A 14717-nucleotide genomic window follows, 5' to 3' on the forward strand; every position below is an offset into this window, starting at 1 on the left:
AAGCCACAGCCCTTACCGGCTGTGGCTTCCTGGTGTGTAAACGGTCAGCCGATCTGCTGATACCGGCCCACGGTCCAAATCTCCGGGCTGGTTACGATCTCCCGATGGAATGGTGGAGAACGGTTGCGCCCCTGGTCGGTGTTGTTCTGGGAAGTCTCGGCACGTTGCTCGGGCAGAAGTTGTCCGACACCCGCACCCTCCGGCGTGACCGGCTGCTCGCTCGGGAAGAAGCGAAGATCCGTCTGGCCACAGAACGGGCGACTCTCCAGCGGGAAGCGATCATGGAGATACAGCACGCGCTTGAAGGCAGCATGGCCGCGAACGAGCTGCCGCCCGGGGCCAGGATGAGTGAGCAGTTCCGGGCAGCGGCAACGGAATCCGCGCTGCATCTCCGTGCCCACATCGCTCGGCTTGAAGACCGCGAACTTGCCGCCAGTGTGTTGGAGTGGCTGGCGCCGCACCGGAATGCGGTAGCAGCACGGGCAGCGCTCGATGCGCTTCAGGACCGGCTCAGCCGCCACCTTCGTGGGCTCTACGCGGACGGCCCTGCCTAGCACGCGAGCGGTGGCGTCGTCGGCGCCCTGTCCTAATGCACGGCAGGCGTACCGTGGCAGCGTGGCAAACGAAGACCTGGGGAAGACCCTGCGCCGTCTGCGTCGTCTGGCCTCCCTGACGCAAGAAGAGCTGGCCGAGCGCTCCGGCGTGTCCGTCGACGTGATCCGTCAGCTTGAACAGCAGCGGAAGCACTCGGCACGCCTCCCCACGCTTCACGCTCTCGCCAACGGCTTGGGCGTGGAGCTGACCACGCTGCTGGGCGACCCTCCGGCGGTCGCGGCAGGTGGAGAGAGTGACGGGCCGCGCTTCGTCGCCGTACGCCGTGCCGTCATGCCCGCGCTATGGGGGCCGCAGCCGGAACCGACCGGTCCGGACTTCTCCATGGAGCGGCTGCGCGAGCAGATCGCGGACGGGTGGTCGCAGTACCACGCAGCCGAGTTCGACTCCGTGATGAAGAGCCTGCCCGACCTGATCACCGACGCGCGTTCTGCCACGGTGTCCGGGAGCGACGACGACCGCAGGGCCGGTTTCGCAGCCCTGGGTAAGGCGCTCCAGCTTGCTGGACACGTCGCCGTGCGCATGGGCAAGACGGACCTTGCCCTGACGAGCCTGGAGCGGGCCATAAGCGCAGCGGAGCAGTCCGCAGACCCGCTCCTGGTCCCCATGGTCGTGAACTCTGTCGCCTGGACCTACCAGCGGCAAGGCCGTCTGGAAGACGCCCTGGGGATCGCCCTGCGCTCGGCTGAAGCGATCGAGAGCGGCGGGCACACAGACACCGCCGACGGCCTGAAGGTGTGGGGCGCCCTGACCATGAGCGCCGCCACCTCTGCCGCGCGGAGTGGCGACTACGAGCGTGCGGCGGAGCTGATGGCGGGGGCTGAGAAGGAAGCCGCCCGCGTCTCGAAGCTCCCTGCGGGCAGCGACAACCGCATGGTGAGCGTCTTCAGCCCGTCGTCGGTCCGTATCGAACGCGTCCGCCTCGCCGTGCAGTACGGGCACCCGCAAGACGCCTTGGCGCTCGCCAAGGGGATGCGACTGAGCAAGGACACCCCGCCGTCGTGGCGCACGTGGCTGCTGCTGGACGTAGCGCGAGCGCACACGGACACCGGGGATGCCGCCGGGGCGGTGAAGGCGCTGGAGTCCCTGCGCCGGGTGGCCCCAACATGGATGCAGCACCACACGTTGGCCGTGGCGATCGTGCGGGACCTGTGGGCGCTCCCCAACCACCCCGCGGGGCTGCGGCCGTTGGCGGAGTTCCTGGGGGTCAGCGAATAGCGTGCTGAAAGTGGGACGTTGCGCCCCTGTCAACGTCCCTGGCGTGTCGCTTACATGAGCGGACAGCGCCCCGGCGACCGTGCGACCGGTCCCGGGGCTTGGCCGATCTGAGAGAGCAGACCGACATGCCGCAACCTACAACGAGGGCACGTCCGACCGGCTACCCCGGGTACAGCGAGACGCTGCCGCGCGAGTCCGGGAGCGCGGGCACAGCCCGGCGCCTGGTGCGCGTCGCGCTCGCCGTCTGGGGGCTGGACGACCTGGCCGACGACGGCGTTCTGATCGTCTCCGAGCTGGTGTCCAACGCCGTCCAGCATGCCCGGAGAGAGTCCATCCGGGTCATCGTGGACAGGCCCGGGGCGGTCCGGGTGTGCATCGGCGTCGTGGACTTCTCGAAGGTGCCACCTGCGCCCCGAGCGCCGGACGACGAGAGCGAGGGCGGGCGCGGCCTCGCACTCGTGGCGGAGCTGGCCGACCACTGGGGCACTGAGCCGCTTCCGTGGGGCAAGCGGGTGTGGGCGGAACTGGACGGGAAGGCACGAGGATGAGCGCGCGGGCGGTGGTCCGACACGAGACGTGGACCCTGGAGCCGGACCGGGAGCCGGACGCCGAACCGGTGACGTACGCGATGGAGTGCGCGGTGTGCGGGGAGTCGTCGGACGCCTCCGAGGACTTCGCCGACGGGCAGTCCTGGGTGTTGAAGCACTGCGGCAGGAACCCCTCCCACCACACCTACCGGGAGCGCATCGCGCGCCCGTGGCGGACGTGGCGGCGCGGGTGAGCTGACTGGCTGTAGGTACGCCCGAAGCCCCGGCGCGGTGCTGGTCACCGGCCGGGGCTTCGTCGTGTAAACGTCACACGCCGCTCTCACACGGGGCGGCGTGATGTTGCGGATTTCTCACGTACTGAGTGTCCCTGTGTGGTCGATTCGCCTCTGACCTGGGCTCTGTGGACTGATTGGACGCTGGGAACCCCAGGTGGACAACCCCTAAGATTCCCTCATGACCGACACGACTGCTCCTCGTACCACCGGCGCCGTGGCCGCCGGGCTCGCCACGATCGCCGCCGACGGCACCGTCCTCGACACCTGGTTCCCGGCCCCCGAACTGGTCGCCGAACCGGGCCCCTCCGGCTCCGAGCGGCTGTCCGCCGAACGCGCGGTGGAACTGCTCGGCGACGGCGCCGTGAAGGCGGCCGGCCCGGACGCCCGCCGTGGTGTCGAGGTGGTCGCGGTCCGTACGGTCATCGCCTCGCTCGACGAGAAGCCGGTCGACGCGCACGACGCGTACCTGCGGCTGCACCTGCTCTCGCACCGGCTGGTGCGACCGCACGGGCAGAACCTCGACGGTCTCTTCGCCCACCTCGCCAACGTGGCCTGGACCTCGCTCGGTCCGGTCGCCGTCGACGACGTGGAGAAGGTGCGGCTGAACGCCCGCGCCGAGGGTCTGCACCTCGCGGTGACCTCGATCGACAAGTTCCCGCGCATGACGGACTACGTGGCCCCCAAGGGGGTCCGGATCGCCGACGCCGACCGGGTCCGCCTCGGCGCGCACCTCGCCGCGGGCACCACGGTCATGCACGAGGGGTTCGTGAACTTCAACGCCGGCACGCTCGGTACGTCGATGGTCGAGGGACGCATCTCGGCCGGCGTCGTGGTCGGGGACGGCTCGGACATCGGCGGCGGCGCGTCCACCATGGGCACGCTGTCGGGAGGCGGCAACGTCCGCATCACCATCGGCGAGCGGTGCCTGATCGGGGCCGAGGCGGGCGTGGGCATCGCCCTCGGCGACGAGTGCGTGGTCGAGGCCGGGCTGTACGTCACGGCGGGGACGCGGGTGACGATGCCGGACGGGCAGATCGTGAAGGCGCGTGAACTGTCCGGGGCGTCCAACATCCTGTTCCGGCGCAATTCCGTGACCGGGAAGGTGGAGGCCCGGCCCAACAACGCAGTGTGGGGCGGCCTGAACGAGGTTCTCCACAGCCACAACTGAGGGGCTCCCCCTCCCCGCCACGAGCGTCCTCCCGGTTTCGCGGGAGGGCGCTCGTCGTCATGGGGTGCGCCCACCGGCCACCGACCGGCCGCGTCTCGTCTCGTCTTGCCCCGTGACGTGAGGTGACGTGACGTGAAAAAACCTTGCGGGACAGACATAGCCGGGGCGGGTGCCGAGCGTCCGTACAGGTGGGAGTGGGGACGAGCCCGCTCGGGGGGAGAGAAGGTGACGATGGATGCCCAGGGGCACGAGCAGTTCCGTGACTTCGTGGAGAACCGGTCGTCAGCGCTGCTGAGGACCGCCGTCCTGCTCAGCGGCGGTGACCGCCACGCGGCCGAGGACCTGCTGCAGAACGCGCTGGTCAAGGCGGTCGGCCGCTGGCACCGCATCGACGAGCCGGAAGCCTACGTACGGCAGATCCTGTACCGCCAGCAGGTGAGCCGCTGGCGGCTGAAATGGCGGCGCCGGGAGCTGACCGTCGCCGAGCCGCCCGACGCGCCGGCCGGGTCGGTGGCCGCGGGCGAGGCCTCCGCCGCCACCGAACTGCGGGTCGTGATGCGCGGAGCGCTGGCGCGGCTCACCGCCCGGCAGCGGACCGTGCTCGTGCTCCGCTACTTCGAGGACCTGCCGGAGGCCGACGTGGCCCGCATCCTCGGCTGCTCGGTCGGGACCGTACGGTCCACCACGCACCGCTCGCTCGCCCGGCTGCGCACCCTCGCGCCGGAGCTGTCCGCACTCGGCGCGGCCGACGCCGAAGAGAGCCCGTCCCGCGACTTCGCACCTGTGGAGGCACGCCCGTGAAGATGGATCAGCTCGTACGCGAGGTCCTGCACGAGCAGGCCGAGCAGGCCACGGTCACGCCGCCCGACTTCGCGGGCCGGATCCTCGCCGTCCGACGCCGCCGCCGGACCCGTACGCTCACGGGCGCCGCGCTCGCCATGGTGGTCGCCGTCGCCGTCGGAGTGGCGGTGCCCGTCCTGGACGGCGGCAAGGACGAACCCAGGCTGGCCAGCCAGATGAACCGGAGCGACATCATCGCCCACCCGGACCAGACACCGCCGCGCGACCTCATCGCGGCGGGCGACACCGCGCTGGCCGCCTACTACACGACCGGCATGGTCAAGGAGAGCGCGGACCGGGGGGTCTCCCGGCGCACGTACCACCTGCTCGACCAGAGGACGGGCACGTACGTGAAGACCACGAAGTGGTCCGTCGTCGACATCGCCCCCGGCATGCGCACCGCCGTCGTCCTGGAGAAGGACCTGCCCGCCCGGCGGATCGGGCTGCTCGACCTCCTCACCGGCGAGGTCGAGCGCTGGATCACCGTCGACCGGGGCGTCGCGGGCGTCGAGTTCTCCCCCGACGGCAGCAAGCTCGTGGCGACGACGTACAGCAAGAACCCCGACCTGCTGTCCCGGGCGGACTACGACAGCGACGGGGACGGCAAGAAGAACGACTGGACGCCGCAGTACGGCACGTCGTACCGGACCGGCTTCTACGTCCTGGACGTCGACTCCGGCGACGGATCGTGGAGCGGGGTCACCAGCCCCGGCGACGGTATGGGCATGCCCCTCAACGCCCGCCAGGACTTCGCCTTCAGCGACGACGGCAAGCTCGTCTACTCCGGGCTCACCATGGAACCCCACATGCAGTACTACGACTTCGAGGGCAACGAGGTGGACAAGCCGGCGAACGCGAAGTACCTGCACTGGTTCGTCGGCGCCGGTCTGTCCCCGAACGGCAAGCTCGCCGCGGGCGACTTCGCGGGCGGTGGCAAAACCACCGCCTCCGCCATCAACGACCCCTACACCGGCAAGCGGCTCCACAAGGTCCCGGGACAGCAACTGCTCGCCTGGGCCGACGACAAGCGACTCATCGCGTGGGACATCGAACCCGGCACGAACGAGTTCCACAACCGGCTCGTGCTCGTCACGATCGGCAGTGGGAAGACCGTCCCGCTGAGCGGTTTCCGCCAGGGCAACGACGGCGCGGCCGGGCGCTGGCAGGCGGTCTTCGCCCAGCGCTGAGCGGGGGGACCGGCAACCGGTCAGGCGCCGGCCACCAGTCGCTCGTACGCGGCCAGCAGCCCGTCGGTCACCTCGTGGCCGGCGGGCAGCAGCGGTGCCCGTACCGGACCGGCGGGCAGGCCCAGGGAGTTGAGCAGGGCCTTCGCGGTGACCGTGCCGGGCAGGCCGGACGCCGTCATCAACTCGATGAGCGGGATCACCCGTTGCTGGCGCCGGGCCGCCCCGCCGGTGTTTCCCGCGTCGAACGCGTCGAGGACGGCCCGGAGTCGCCCGGGCACGGCGTTCGCCACCGTGCTGATGTATCCGGCGCCGCCCACCGCGTACAGGGCCAGCGCGTACTCGTCGCAGCCCGCGTAGTACGCGAGGTCCGTGCGGGCCAGCACCTTCTGGGTGCCGAGCAGGTCGTACGCGCAGTCCTTGACTGCCACGATCCGCGGGTGCCCGGCGAGCCGCAGCACGGTCTCCGGCTCGACACGGGTGCCGGTGCGGTCCGGAATGTCGTAGAGGGCGAGCGGCAGTCCCGAGGCGTCCGCGACAGCGCGGAAGTGGGCCTCGACGGCGTCCTGCGGAGGCCTGCTGTAGTACGGCGCGACGACCAGCAGGCCGTCCGCGCCCGCCTTCTCGGCCTCCAGGGCGAGCTCGACGGTGTGGCGGGTGTCGGCCGTCCCGACGCCCGCGACGATCGCCGCGCGGTCCCCGACCGCCTCGGCCACCGCCCGTACGAGAGCGGACTTCTCGGCGTCCGTCGTGGTCGGGGACTCGCCGGTGGTACCGGACAGCACCAGTCCGTCGCAGCCCTCGGAGACCAGCCGCTCGGCGAGCCGCTGTGCGCCGTCCAGGTCGAGCAGCCCCTCCGCGGTGAAGGGGGTGACCATCGCGCAGAGGGCACGGCCGAAGGGGCGGGGGGAGGGGGGCGGGGTCGTGCCCGTGCTCGTGCCCGTACTCGTACTCGCGCTTGTGTTCTTCGCCGGTGTCATGGGAGCAGTCTCGGGCCGCCGACCTGGAAGCTCCACTTAATTCTTCTACGCGTCATGCGTTAGCCGTGCTACTGGATCCCTCGCGGGGTGTCCGGCGGAGCCGCCGGGCGGGGAAGGGGTAGTGGCGGCGCAGCAGGGTACCCGGACGTTCCCCCCGCGGACGGAAGGAGGCGGAACGCCATGACCGGGACCACGGACCGGCGACCGGACCAGCAGCACTCGGTGGGTGAACTCGTCGGGCAGGCCACCGAACAGCTTTCGGAGCTCGTACGGCAGGAGATACGGCTCGCGAAAGAGGAGTTGACGGAAAAGGGGAAGCGCGCCGGGCGCGGCGGCGGCATGCTGGGCGCGGCCGGCGCCGTCGCCTATGTGGGACTGATGGCCCTGTCGGCGACCGGCGCAGCCGCCCTCTCCCTGGTGCTGCCCGTGTGGGCGGCGGCGCTCATCGTGACCGTCGTGCTCTTCGTGATCGCGGGCGTGCTGGCCAAGACCGGCCGTTCGCAGCTCGGCCGTGCCACCCCGCCCGTGCCGGAAAGGGCGCTCGACAGCGTCCGGGCCGACGTCGACGAGATCAAGGAAAGGGCTCACCGATGAAGGACAGCAACGACGCCGTGCAGGCAGGCGGAACCGGTGGGGACGCGGACAACCCCGTCGGTGTCGCCGAGGGGCCCGATGAGCTCCGGCGTCGGATCGAGGCGACCCGCAGCCAGCTCGGCGACACGGTCGAGGAGCTGGCGGCGAAGGTCGACGTGAAGGCGCAGGCGAAGGCTCGGGGCGCCGAACTCAAGGAAAAGGCGTCCGAGGCGGGCCACGTCGTCCAGGAGAAGGCCGTCGTGGCCGGGCAGGTCGTCCAGGACAAGGCCGTACAGGCCGGGCAGGTCGTCCAGGAGCGGGTGCCCCAGCCGGTACGCGACGCGGTGGCCTCGGCCGTCCGGGCGGGGCGGCGGCTTCCCCGGCCCGTACTGATCGCCGGTGCCGTGGTCGTGGTGGCGGGACTGGTGCTGCGGCGGCGCAACGGCCGCCGCTGAGCGGACCGGAGCGGACGGGGCGCCGAGGACCGGGCGCCCCGGAGGCAGGGCACGGCGGCGGACGACGAAGAGCGGGCACGACGAAGAGCGGTTACGACGGAGAGCGGGTACGACGAGCGGCGGAGCCGGAGAACCGGCTCCGCCGCTCGTCGTGTGCCGGGCCGTGTTCGCGCGGGTGGGCGCGTCTCGGGAATCCCGCGTCTCGGGAATCCGCCGGGATGCGGGGCCCCGTGTCGGATTTCCGGGATTTCGCAGCGCCGGCTGGCTCCGCTTCGGTGATACGGCCGAAGGTGGGCACGGAAACAGACAACCGCGGCGGGTCCGTGCCGCAAGGGAGAATTCCGTGAACGTCACAACCAGCGCGACCACCGCGGGCGGCCCGCAGGGCCGGCGGGCGGCCACGCTCGTCATGGCCTGTGTGGGCGTGTTCGTCGCCTACCTGCCGGTGACCACCGTCTCGGTGAGCCTGCCGGCCATCCAGCGGGCGATGCATGCCTCGACGGCCCAACTGGCCTGGGTGTCCGACGCGTTCGTGCTGCCCATGGCCGCCCTCATCCTCACCGCCGGGGTCGTCGGTGACGTCCACGGCCGCAAGAAGGTCTTCCAGGCGGGCCTCGCCTTCTGCGCCGCGGGCGCCGCGACGGCCCTGTCCGCCCAGTCGATCGAGGTCCTCTGGGCAGGTCAGGCCCTCGCCGGCGTGGGCGCGGCCGCGCTGCTGCCCACGACCCTGGCGCTGATCAGCCATGTCGTCCCCGACCCCCGGGAGCGCGGCAAGTTCATCGGCCTGTGGGCGACCTCCCTGCTGTCGGCCCTGGCCCTCGGCCCGATCATCGCCGGGATCGTCCTCGAACACTTCGCCTGGCGGTGGATCTACCTGCTGGCGGTCCCCGTCTCGCTCGTCGCGATGGCCTGCGCGGCCCGGCTGCTGACCGACTCCCGCGCCGCCGGCTCGCGCCGGCTGGACTGGCCCGGCCAGCTCACCGCCGCCCTGGCGATCACCGCGCTGGTCTACGGGGTCATCGAGGGCGGCGCCGACTCCTTCTCGGACGCCAAGGTGCTGGTGGCCCTGTCCACCGCCGTCGTCGCCGGTGTCGTCTTCGTCCTCGTGGAGCGGCGCAGCGACAGTCCGATGCTGGACCTGAAGCTGTTCCGCAGTGCGGCCTTCAGCGCCACCACCCTGGTCGCCATGATCAGCTTCCTGGGTCTGATCGGGTTCTTCTTCGCCCTGAGCCTCTACTTCGGCATGGTCCAGCAGCTCAGCACCCTGGAGGCGGGCGCCCGGCTGGTCACGGTCAGCCTGATGGCCATCCTGGTGGGTGCGCCGGTCGGGCGCCTGATGCACCGGGTCTCGGCCCGCGCCCTGATCACCGGCGGTCTGCTCGTCAGCGCGGCCTCCCTGCTGTCCCTCACCACCGTCGACGCCGACACCTCGTACCTCTCGCTGGTCTGGCGGCTGGCGCTGCTGGGCCTCGGCATGGGCCTGGTCATCACCCCGATGACGGCCACCGCGGTCGCCTCCGTACCGCACCACCTGGCCGGGATGGCGGCCGCGGGCAACAACGCCTTCCGGCAGGTCGGCGGCGCCCTCGGCCCCGCCGTCCTGGGCGCGCTGCTGACCAGCCGGGCCACCGGCTCGCTGCCCGGGCACCTCACCGAAGCGGGCCTGACGGGTGCCCAGCGGCAGAGCGTCGTCGCCGCCGTGGACGAGGGCGGGCTCGGCGCGGTCGCCGGGATGGACCTGGGCCCGGCCCAGGGGCGTGCCCTCGGCGCGCTGTCCGAGGCCTTCCTCGACGGCCTGCACCTGTGTCTGATCGTCTCCGCGGCCCTGACCCTGCTCGCCGCGGCGGTGGCCGCGGTCCTGCTGCGCGGCCCGCGCCGGTCGGCGACCCTGCTGGCCGGCTCCGGTACCGGTACCGAGGTGCCGGCGCAGCGCGGGGCCGACGAGCCCCGGCCGGAATTCGACCTCCGGTGAGGATGAACCCCCGGCGGTGATCCGGCGTCTTACCGGGTGCCCTCCGTGGGGACGGGAAGGGCGCCGGTGAGAGGCCCGGGCCCAGGAATCCTTCCTGGGCCCGGGCCTCACCGCTCGCCCCGGCACACCGGCACTCCCGTCGGTACGATGATCTTCCGTGGACCGCAGTCCGCAGTCCGTCAGTGAGAAGAGCGGGGGCCGTCCGGTGGTGTCCCGTCCGCCCGACCCTCTCGACACACTCGACCTGAAACTGCTGCAGGCCCTCCAGACGGACGGCCGCGCGTCGTTCAGCCGGATCGCGGAGGTGCTCGGGGTCTCGGACCAGACCGTCGCACGGCGCTACCGCCGGCTGCGCACCACCGCGGGCCTGCGCGTGGTCGGCATGACCGACGAGAGCCGGCTCGGCAGGCAGAGCTGGCTCGTCCGGCTGCGCTGCACCCCGGACGTGGCGGAACAGGTGGCCGGCGCGCTGGCCCGGCGGCCCGACACCTCGTACGTCGGACTGATCTCGGGCGGCACCGAGGTGATCTGCGCGATGAAACCGCGCTCCGGGCAGGAACGGGACGAACTGCTCTTCGGCCGGCTGCCGCGCACGCCCCGCGTCATCTCGGTCAGCGCGCACTGCATGCTGCACTCCTACTACGGCGGCCCGCTCGGCTGGCTCAACAAACTGCGGGCCCTCGATCCCGCCGAGGAGGCCGCGCTGACCCGGCCGCCCGTCGAGGCGGCCACCGCTCCCGTCGTCCTGGACACCGAGGACGAGGCACTGCTCGCCGTGCTCCGGCGCGACGGCCGGACCCCGCTCACCGAACTCCGGACGGGCACCGGGCAGACCGAGTCGGCGGTCAAGCGCCGGCTGGACCGGCTGCGCTCCTCGGGGATCCTCTACTTCGACGTACAGCACGACCGCGAACTGCTGGGGCACGCCACCGACGCCATGCTCTGGATCACGGTGGCCCCCTCCGCCCTCGCCACCGTCGGGCGCGCCCTCGCGACCCACCCCGAGGTCGGCTTCGCCGCGGCCATCACCGGACAGGCCAACATCGTCGCCTCCGTCCTGTGCCGCGACACCGGCGCGCTGTACACCTACCTGAGCGAGCGGATCGGAGCGCTCGACGGCGTGCAGGGCGTCGAGACCACCCTCACCCTGCGCCAGATCAAACAGCTCACCTACGAGCCCACCCGCTGACCGCCCCGTCCCACTCCGCCCCGCCCGCGGCGACCGCGGACGGAGCGGGACGGGACCGCGACGGGACCGCGACGGCTACGGGCGGAACCGCAGCACCTGCGGGTCGTGGTCGCTGATCTGGTCGGAGAACTCCGCGTTGATGTGCACACTGTCGTAGTCGAAGCCGCCGCCCTTGCGGATCGACGGGCTGATCAGGATCTGGTCGAGGACCTGGCTGTTGCCCTGGTAGTCGTAGCTGTAACGCTCGCTCCTCGGCAGGGACTTGACGGCCGACCAGAGCGCGCCGTCGGCCTCCAGGAGCCTTGCCGTCGTCGAGAACTCGAAGTCGTTGATGTCGCCGAGCGTGACGACGTCCGCGGTGCGCTGCTTCGCCAGGATGTCCTTGACGAAGGCGTTCACCGCACTCGCCTGCAGATGCCGCTGGGTCTCCGAGCTGCGGGCCGGCGGCTGGAACTGCGAGTGCAGCCCCTGGTCACCGCCCTTCGACGCGAAGTGGTTCGCGATCACGAAGACGCTCCTGCCGCGGAAGGTGAACTCGCCCGCGAGCGGCTTGCGGCTGTTCGTCCAGGCCGCGTTCGCCGGGTCGACGCGCCCGGGGGAGGCCGTCAGGTGCGCCTTGCCGTGCGTCTTCGTGACGCCGACGGCGGTGGTGGCGTCGCCGCCCGCGCGGTCGACGAAGGAGACCCGCGCCGGGTTGTAGAGGAACGCCTGGCGGATGTTGCCGCCCGGCTCGCCGCCGTCCGCGAGGTCCACCGGGTCGATGGACCGCCACGCGTAGGCCGGTCCGCCGGCGGCGACGACGGCGTCGGTCAGCTTCTTCATCGTCAGGTCGGCGGCGACCGTACCGTCGTTCGTCGCGCCGTTGTTGTCCTGGATCTCCTCCAGGGACACGATGTCGGGCGACTGCAGGTGGTTCACGATCGCGGCGGCGTGGTCGGCGAACGTGCCGTCCGCCGGGTCGAGGTTCTCGACGTTGTACGTGGCGACCGCGAGCTCCGTGCGGGACTGCCTGCGGGTCGTCTCCCGCTCCAGGCCGCCGGCCTCGACCGTGCCCAGGGTGCGGGCGGTCAGCGTGTAGCCGCCGAACTGGTTGTAGTCGAGGGGACCCTCGGTGGTGCCCTTCAGGGTGTCGCCGACGTTCGCCGTCGGGAACGGCTGCGTGGCGGTGGGGATCAGCGACTGGATCTGCAGACGGCCGGTGTTCTGCGAGGTGTACGCGCCGTAGACGGTGCCGCCGCGGCGGTTCGGGTTCTCGTGCTGCTTGACCGTCACCCAGAGCTCGGAGAACGGGTCGGTCGCGGTGACCACGCGCGACGAGCCGATCGCGACGTTCATGCCCTCCAGGGACTCGTAGAGGTCGAGGGCGTACTCCTTCGGCCGCAGGGTGAGCCCGTTGACCGAGCCGCCCGCCGCCGGGTCGCCCGCGGGCGCGTACGCGGACGGCACGGAACGGCTGTCGATGAGGGTGGCCGCGGGCAGCGCGTTGCCGCTCGACACCACCGTCACCGTCGGGCGGGTGATCTCGGTGACCGACTGGTTGCCCGTCGAGGCGCCGCCCGGCACGAACTCCGTGACCGTGCCCGAGACGGTGACCGAGTCGCCGGCGACGACCTTCGGCGCGGAGCTGGTGAAGACGAAGACACCCTCACTGGTGGCCGGGTCCTCGTCCGCGGACGGGCCCTGGATCCAGAAACCGCGGGACGAACCGTAGGTCCGTACGCCCGTGACGACGCCGGCCACATCGGTGACCTGCTGTCCCGCGAGCGGGGACGTCCGGGTGGAGCCCTGGATGTCGTGGACGGCCACGGAATCCGCGTGGGCGGGCGAGGTGAGCACCACCGAGGAGACCGTGGAACAGACGGCGGCGACGGTGAGCGCGGCGAGGCGCGCGGAAGACTTGCTCGGCAAGGAAATCCCTCCGGGGACGTGCGTGGGCGCCGGGACGAGAGCGGATCTACGCGCGTCAATCTCCTGCCGGGCCGCAGCACTTGTCAAGGTTTCCTGGCTGAATACTTCTGACAGGTTCATGAAACGGGCGGCATGGGTCCAAATCCGTCTAGGCTGAGGCTGCATGTGCGGAGCGGCCGGGACGGCGAGCGGGAAGGCCTTCCTCCGGGCGGTCCCGCGGCCCGCGGCGCCGCGTCGTGCGTCCGGACGGGCGCGGGCGCCGAGATGTACGTCCGACCGCTCGTCCTAGGAGAACCAGCCGATGTCAGACAGCTCCCCCCTGCCGCCGGTGCGTCTGCACTCCGAAGCGCAGCTCGCACGGGACGCGCTCGCCACGCCGCTCCTCTCGCGTGCCGTGCGGCTCGCCCGCTGGGCCGGTCCGGACACCAGGGTCGGCGCCGGCGGTGAACTCGTCGAGGAACAGCTGCCGGCCGCCGCCGCGCGGCTGGGACTCGACGGCGACGACGCCGCGGCCTGCGCGAGCGAGGCCTGGCGGGTGGCGGTCGACACCGGACTCGTCGGGATCGTGGACGAGGAGGAGGGCACCGTCACCGCCGGCGCCGACCTGGCCCTCGTCCTGTCCGGCGCCCCGCAGGACGTGCTGGCACTGTGGCTCGGCGCCCTCGAGACGGTGCTGGCCGACGCGAGCGTGCCCGACCTCGACGACCTCGTGGACGTCATGGACGAGGGCGGCGAGGTCGACTTCTCCGCCCTGGACTGGGACCCCGAGGCGGAGGCCGAGTTCCTCGACGGCGTCCTCGGCAACCTCTACCTGCTGACCGCCCGCGCCGACGGGCCCGGCGAGGGGCCGGTGCCGCTGCCCGCCCTCGCCGCGTCGATGATCGTGCCGGACGACATGGGGGAGCCCACCGACGACGTCCTGGAACAGGTGTCGGACGCGATGATGCGGCTCGACGACCAGTTCCGGGTACTGGAACCGGTCGGCCTCGTCGACTTCCAGCCCGTCGACGAGGCGCTCATGGCCGACGCCGACGAGGAGCCCGGCGCGTCCGGCGGATCCGCCGCGCCCGTGGACGACACGGACGTCACCCGGTACGGGATGGTGCGGCTCACGCCGCTCGGGGTGTACGGCATCAGGGCGCGGCTCCTGGAGGCCGGGTTCGCCGCTCCCGCGGTGGGCGACCTCGCGGACAAGGGGGCCGACGTGCTCCTCGACAGCACGTCCACGTTCCCTCCGACGGCCGCGCGGGCGGAGACCGAGCAGTGGCTCGCCCGGCGCGAACCCCTGGCCGCCGCCCGGGAGTTGCTCGCCGCCGCGCGGGGCGCCGACGCGGGGGCGCCGCTGCGGCGGCTGCGGTGCCAGCAGGCGCTGTCCCTGGTCGGCACGGAGGCCGCGCCCGCGCTGCACGAGGTGCTCGACGACGCCGAACTGGGCGGGCTGGCACGGGTCTGGCTCGCCGAGCGGGGGGTGCCGGACGTGCCCGCCCCGTCCGAGGAGATGGTGTTCTGGCTGACCGTCGACACGATCGCCGCGCAGCTGGCGGCGGAGGGGAACTCCGAGGAGCTGCAGGCGCTGGTGGAGGGGCTGGCCGCGCAGCACGGGTCCTTCTTCGCCTCGGCCTGGCGGGTGGAGCATCCCGCCACGCCGGATGTGCTGGAGGCGATGGGGAGGCTGCATCCGGACAAGAAGGTGGCGAAGGAGGCGCGGAAGGCCGCGTTCAAGGCGCGGTCGCAGCAAGGGGGGTGAGAGGGCCCCGCCCCGGGCCCCCGGGGTCCGGGGCGGACGGGCTGGAGA

Annotated in this window: 14 protein-coding genes; 11 read left to right on the forward strand and 3 right to left on the reverse strand. The window is 71.9% G+C overall.

Features of this window, described 5'->3' with window-relative positions; all coding sequences use genetic code 11:
- Positions 1-44 precede the first annotated feature (44 nt).
- Positions 45-521 carry a hypothetical protein gene (locus QFZ75_RS29415; RefSeq protein WP_307541676.1) on the reverse strand — a complete coding sequence of 159 codons (477 nt, stop codon included), beginning with the start codon at positions 519-521 and terminating at the stop codon, positions 45-47.
- 94 nt (positions 522-615) lie between these two features.
- Between QFZ75_RS29415 and QFZ75_RS29420 the strand changes: the two genes are divergently transcribed.
- The 6 genes from QFZ75_RS29420 (at position 616) to QFZ75_RS29445 (ending at position 5848) form a co-directional block, all read left to right on the forward strand.
- Positions 616-1830 carry a helix-turn-helix domain-containing protein gene (locus tag QFZ75_RS29420; RefSeq protein WP_307541678.1) on the forward strand — a complete coding sequence of 405 codons (1215 nt, stop codon included), beginning with the start codon at positions 616-618 and terminating at the stop codon, positions 1828-1830.
- 125 nt (positions 1831-1955) lie between these two features.
- On the forward strand, positions 1956-2378 hold the full coding sequence (locus QFZ75_RS29425; RefSeq protein WP_307541680.1) for an ATP-binding protein: 423 nt from the start codon (positions 1956-1958) through the stop codon (positions 2376-2378).
- Positions 2375-2611, forward strand: coding sequence for a hypothetical protein (locus QFZ75_RS29430; RefSeq protein ID WP_307541682.1), 237 nt, complete (start codon positions 2375-2377; stop codon positions 2609-2611). The genes QFZ75_RS29425 and QFZ75_RS29430 overlap by 4 nt, the downstream gene beginning before the upstream one ends.
- A 220-nt stretch (positions 2612-2831) precedes the next feature.
- The gene (gene dapD / locus QFZ75_RS29435) at positions 2832-3821 is read left to right on the forward strand and encodes a 2,3,4,5-tetrahydropyridine-2,6-dicarboxylate N-succinyltransferase (RefSeq protein ID WP_307541684.1); all 990 of its coding nucleotides are present in this window, start codon (positions 2832-2834) and stop codon (positions 3819-3821) included.
- A 231-nt stretch (positions 3822-4052) separates the two neighbouring features.
- Positions 4053-4622 carry a SigE family RNA polymerase sigma factor gene (locus QFZ75_RS29440; RefSeq protein ID WP_307544887.1) on the forward strand — a complete coding sequence of 190 codons (570 nt, stop codon included), beginning with the start codon at positions 4053-4055 and terminating at the stop codon, positions 4620-4622.
- Positions 4619-5848, forward strand: a complete 1230-nt coding sequence (locus QFZ75_RS29445) for a WD40 repeat domain-containing protein (protein ID WP_307541686.1) — start codon at positions 4619-4621, stop codon at positions 5846-5848. The genes QFZ75_RS29440 and QFZ75_RS29445 overlap by 4 nt, the downstream gene beginning before the upstream one ends.
- Before the next feature lie 20 nt (positions 5849-5868).
- On the opposite strand, the gene dapA is transcribed toward QFZ75_RS29445, so the two are convergent.
- On the reverse strand, positions 5869-6723 hold the full coding sequence (gene dapA / locus QFZ75_RS29450; RefSeq protein ID WP_373465961.1) for a 4-hydroxy-tetrahydrodipicolinate synthase: 855 nt from the start codon (positions 6721-6723) through the stop codon (positions 5869-5871).
- A gap of 282 nt (positions 6724-7005) precedes the next feature.
- Here dapA and QFZ75_RS29455 point away from each other — a divergent pair, with 282 nt between their 5' ends.
- The 4 genes from QFZ75_RS29455 (at position 7006) to QFZ75_RS29470 (ending at position 11014) form a co-directional block, all read left to right on the forward strand.
- Positions 7006-7419: a phage holin family protein gene (locus QFZ75_RS29455; protein WP_307541690.1), complete on the forward strand. Its 414-nt coding sequence runs from the start codon at positions 7006-7008 to the stop codon at positions 7417-7419.
- A complete protein-coding gene (locus QFZ75_RS29460) occupies positions 7416-7853 on the forward strand; it encodes a DUF3618 domain-containing protein (protein WP_307541692.1) in 438 nt (145 codons plus the stop codon). The genes QFZ75_RS29455 and QFZ75_RS29460 overlap by 4 nt, the downstream gene beginning before the upstream one ends.
- A 343-nt stretch (positions 7854-8196) precedes the next feature.
- Complete coding sequence (locus tag QFZ75_RS29465; protein WP_307541693.1) at positions 8197-9825, forward strand: MFS transporter; 1629 nt, start codon at positions 8197-8199, stop codon at positions 9823-9825.
- A 208-nt stretch (positions 9826-10033) separates the two neighbouring features.
- A complete protein-coding gene (locus QFZ75_RS29470; RefSeq protein WP_307544889.1) occupies positions 10034-11014 on the forward strand; it encodes an Lrp/AsnC family transcriptional regulator in 981 nt (326 codons plus the stop codon).
- Between the two features lie 75 nt (positions 11015-11089).
- On the opposite strand, the gene QFZ75_RS29475 is transcribed toward QFZ75_RS29470, so the two are convergent.
- Entirely contained in the window at positions 11090-12922 is a 1833-nt protein-coding gene (locus QFZ75_RS29475) for an endonuclease/exonuclease/phosphatase family protein (RefSeq protein ID WP_307541695.1), read from the reverse strand.
- Between the two features lie 301 nt (positions 12923-13223).
- Here QFZ75_RS29475 and QFZ75_RS29480 point away from each other — a divergent pair, with 301 nt between their 5' ends.
- On the forward strand, positions 13224-14669 hold the full coding sequence (locus QFZ75_RS29480) for a hypothetical protein (protein WP_307541697.1): 1446 nt from the start codon (positions 13224-13226) through the stop codon (positions 14667-14669).
- The last annotated feature ends 48 nt before the right edge of the window (positions 14670-14717 follow it).

The organism is Streptomyces sp. V3I8 (assembly GCF_030817535.1).
In the GTDB taxonomy this organism is placed as follows: Bacteria; Actinomycetota; Actinomycetes; order Streptomycetales; family Streptomycetaceae; genus Streptomyces.

What these genes read in the sequence shown, in the direction of transcription:
- QFZ75_RS29425 (WP_307541680.1), top strand. Translation starts at nt 1,956, where the DNA reads ATGCCGCAACCTACAACGAGGGCACGTCCGACCGGCTACCCCGGGTAC.
- QFZ75_RS29430 (WP_307541682.1), top strand. Translation starts at nt 2,375, where the DNA reads ATGAGCGCGCGGGCGGTGGTCCGACACGAGACGTGGACCCTGGAGCCG.
- dapD (WP_307541684.1), top strand. Translation starts at nt 2,832, where the DNA reads ATGACCGACACGACTGCTCCTCGTACCACCGGCGCCGTGGCCGCCGGG.
- QFZ75_RS29440 (WP_307544887.1), top strand. Translation starts at nt 4,053, where the DNA reads ATGGATGCCCAGGGGCACGAGCAGTTCCGTGACTTCGTGGAGAACCGG.
- dapA (WP_373465961.1), bottom strand. Translation starts at nt 6,723, where the DNA reads ATGGTCACCCCCTTCACCGCGGAGGGGCTGCTCGACCTGGACGGCGCA.
- QFZ75_RS29455 (WP_307541690.1), top strand. Translation starts at nt 7,006, where the DNA reads ATGACCGGGACCACGGACCGGCGACCGGACCAGCAGCACTCGGTGGGT.
- QFZ75_RS29460 (WP_307541692.1), top strand. Translation starts at nt 7,416, where the DNA reads ATGAAGGACAGCAACGACGCCGTGCAGGCAGGCGGAACCGGTGGGGAC.
- QFZ75_RS29480 (WP_307541697.1), top strand. Translation starts at nt 13,224, where the DNA reads ATGTCAGACAGCTCCCCCCTGCCGCCGGTGCGTCTGCACTCCGAAGCG.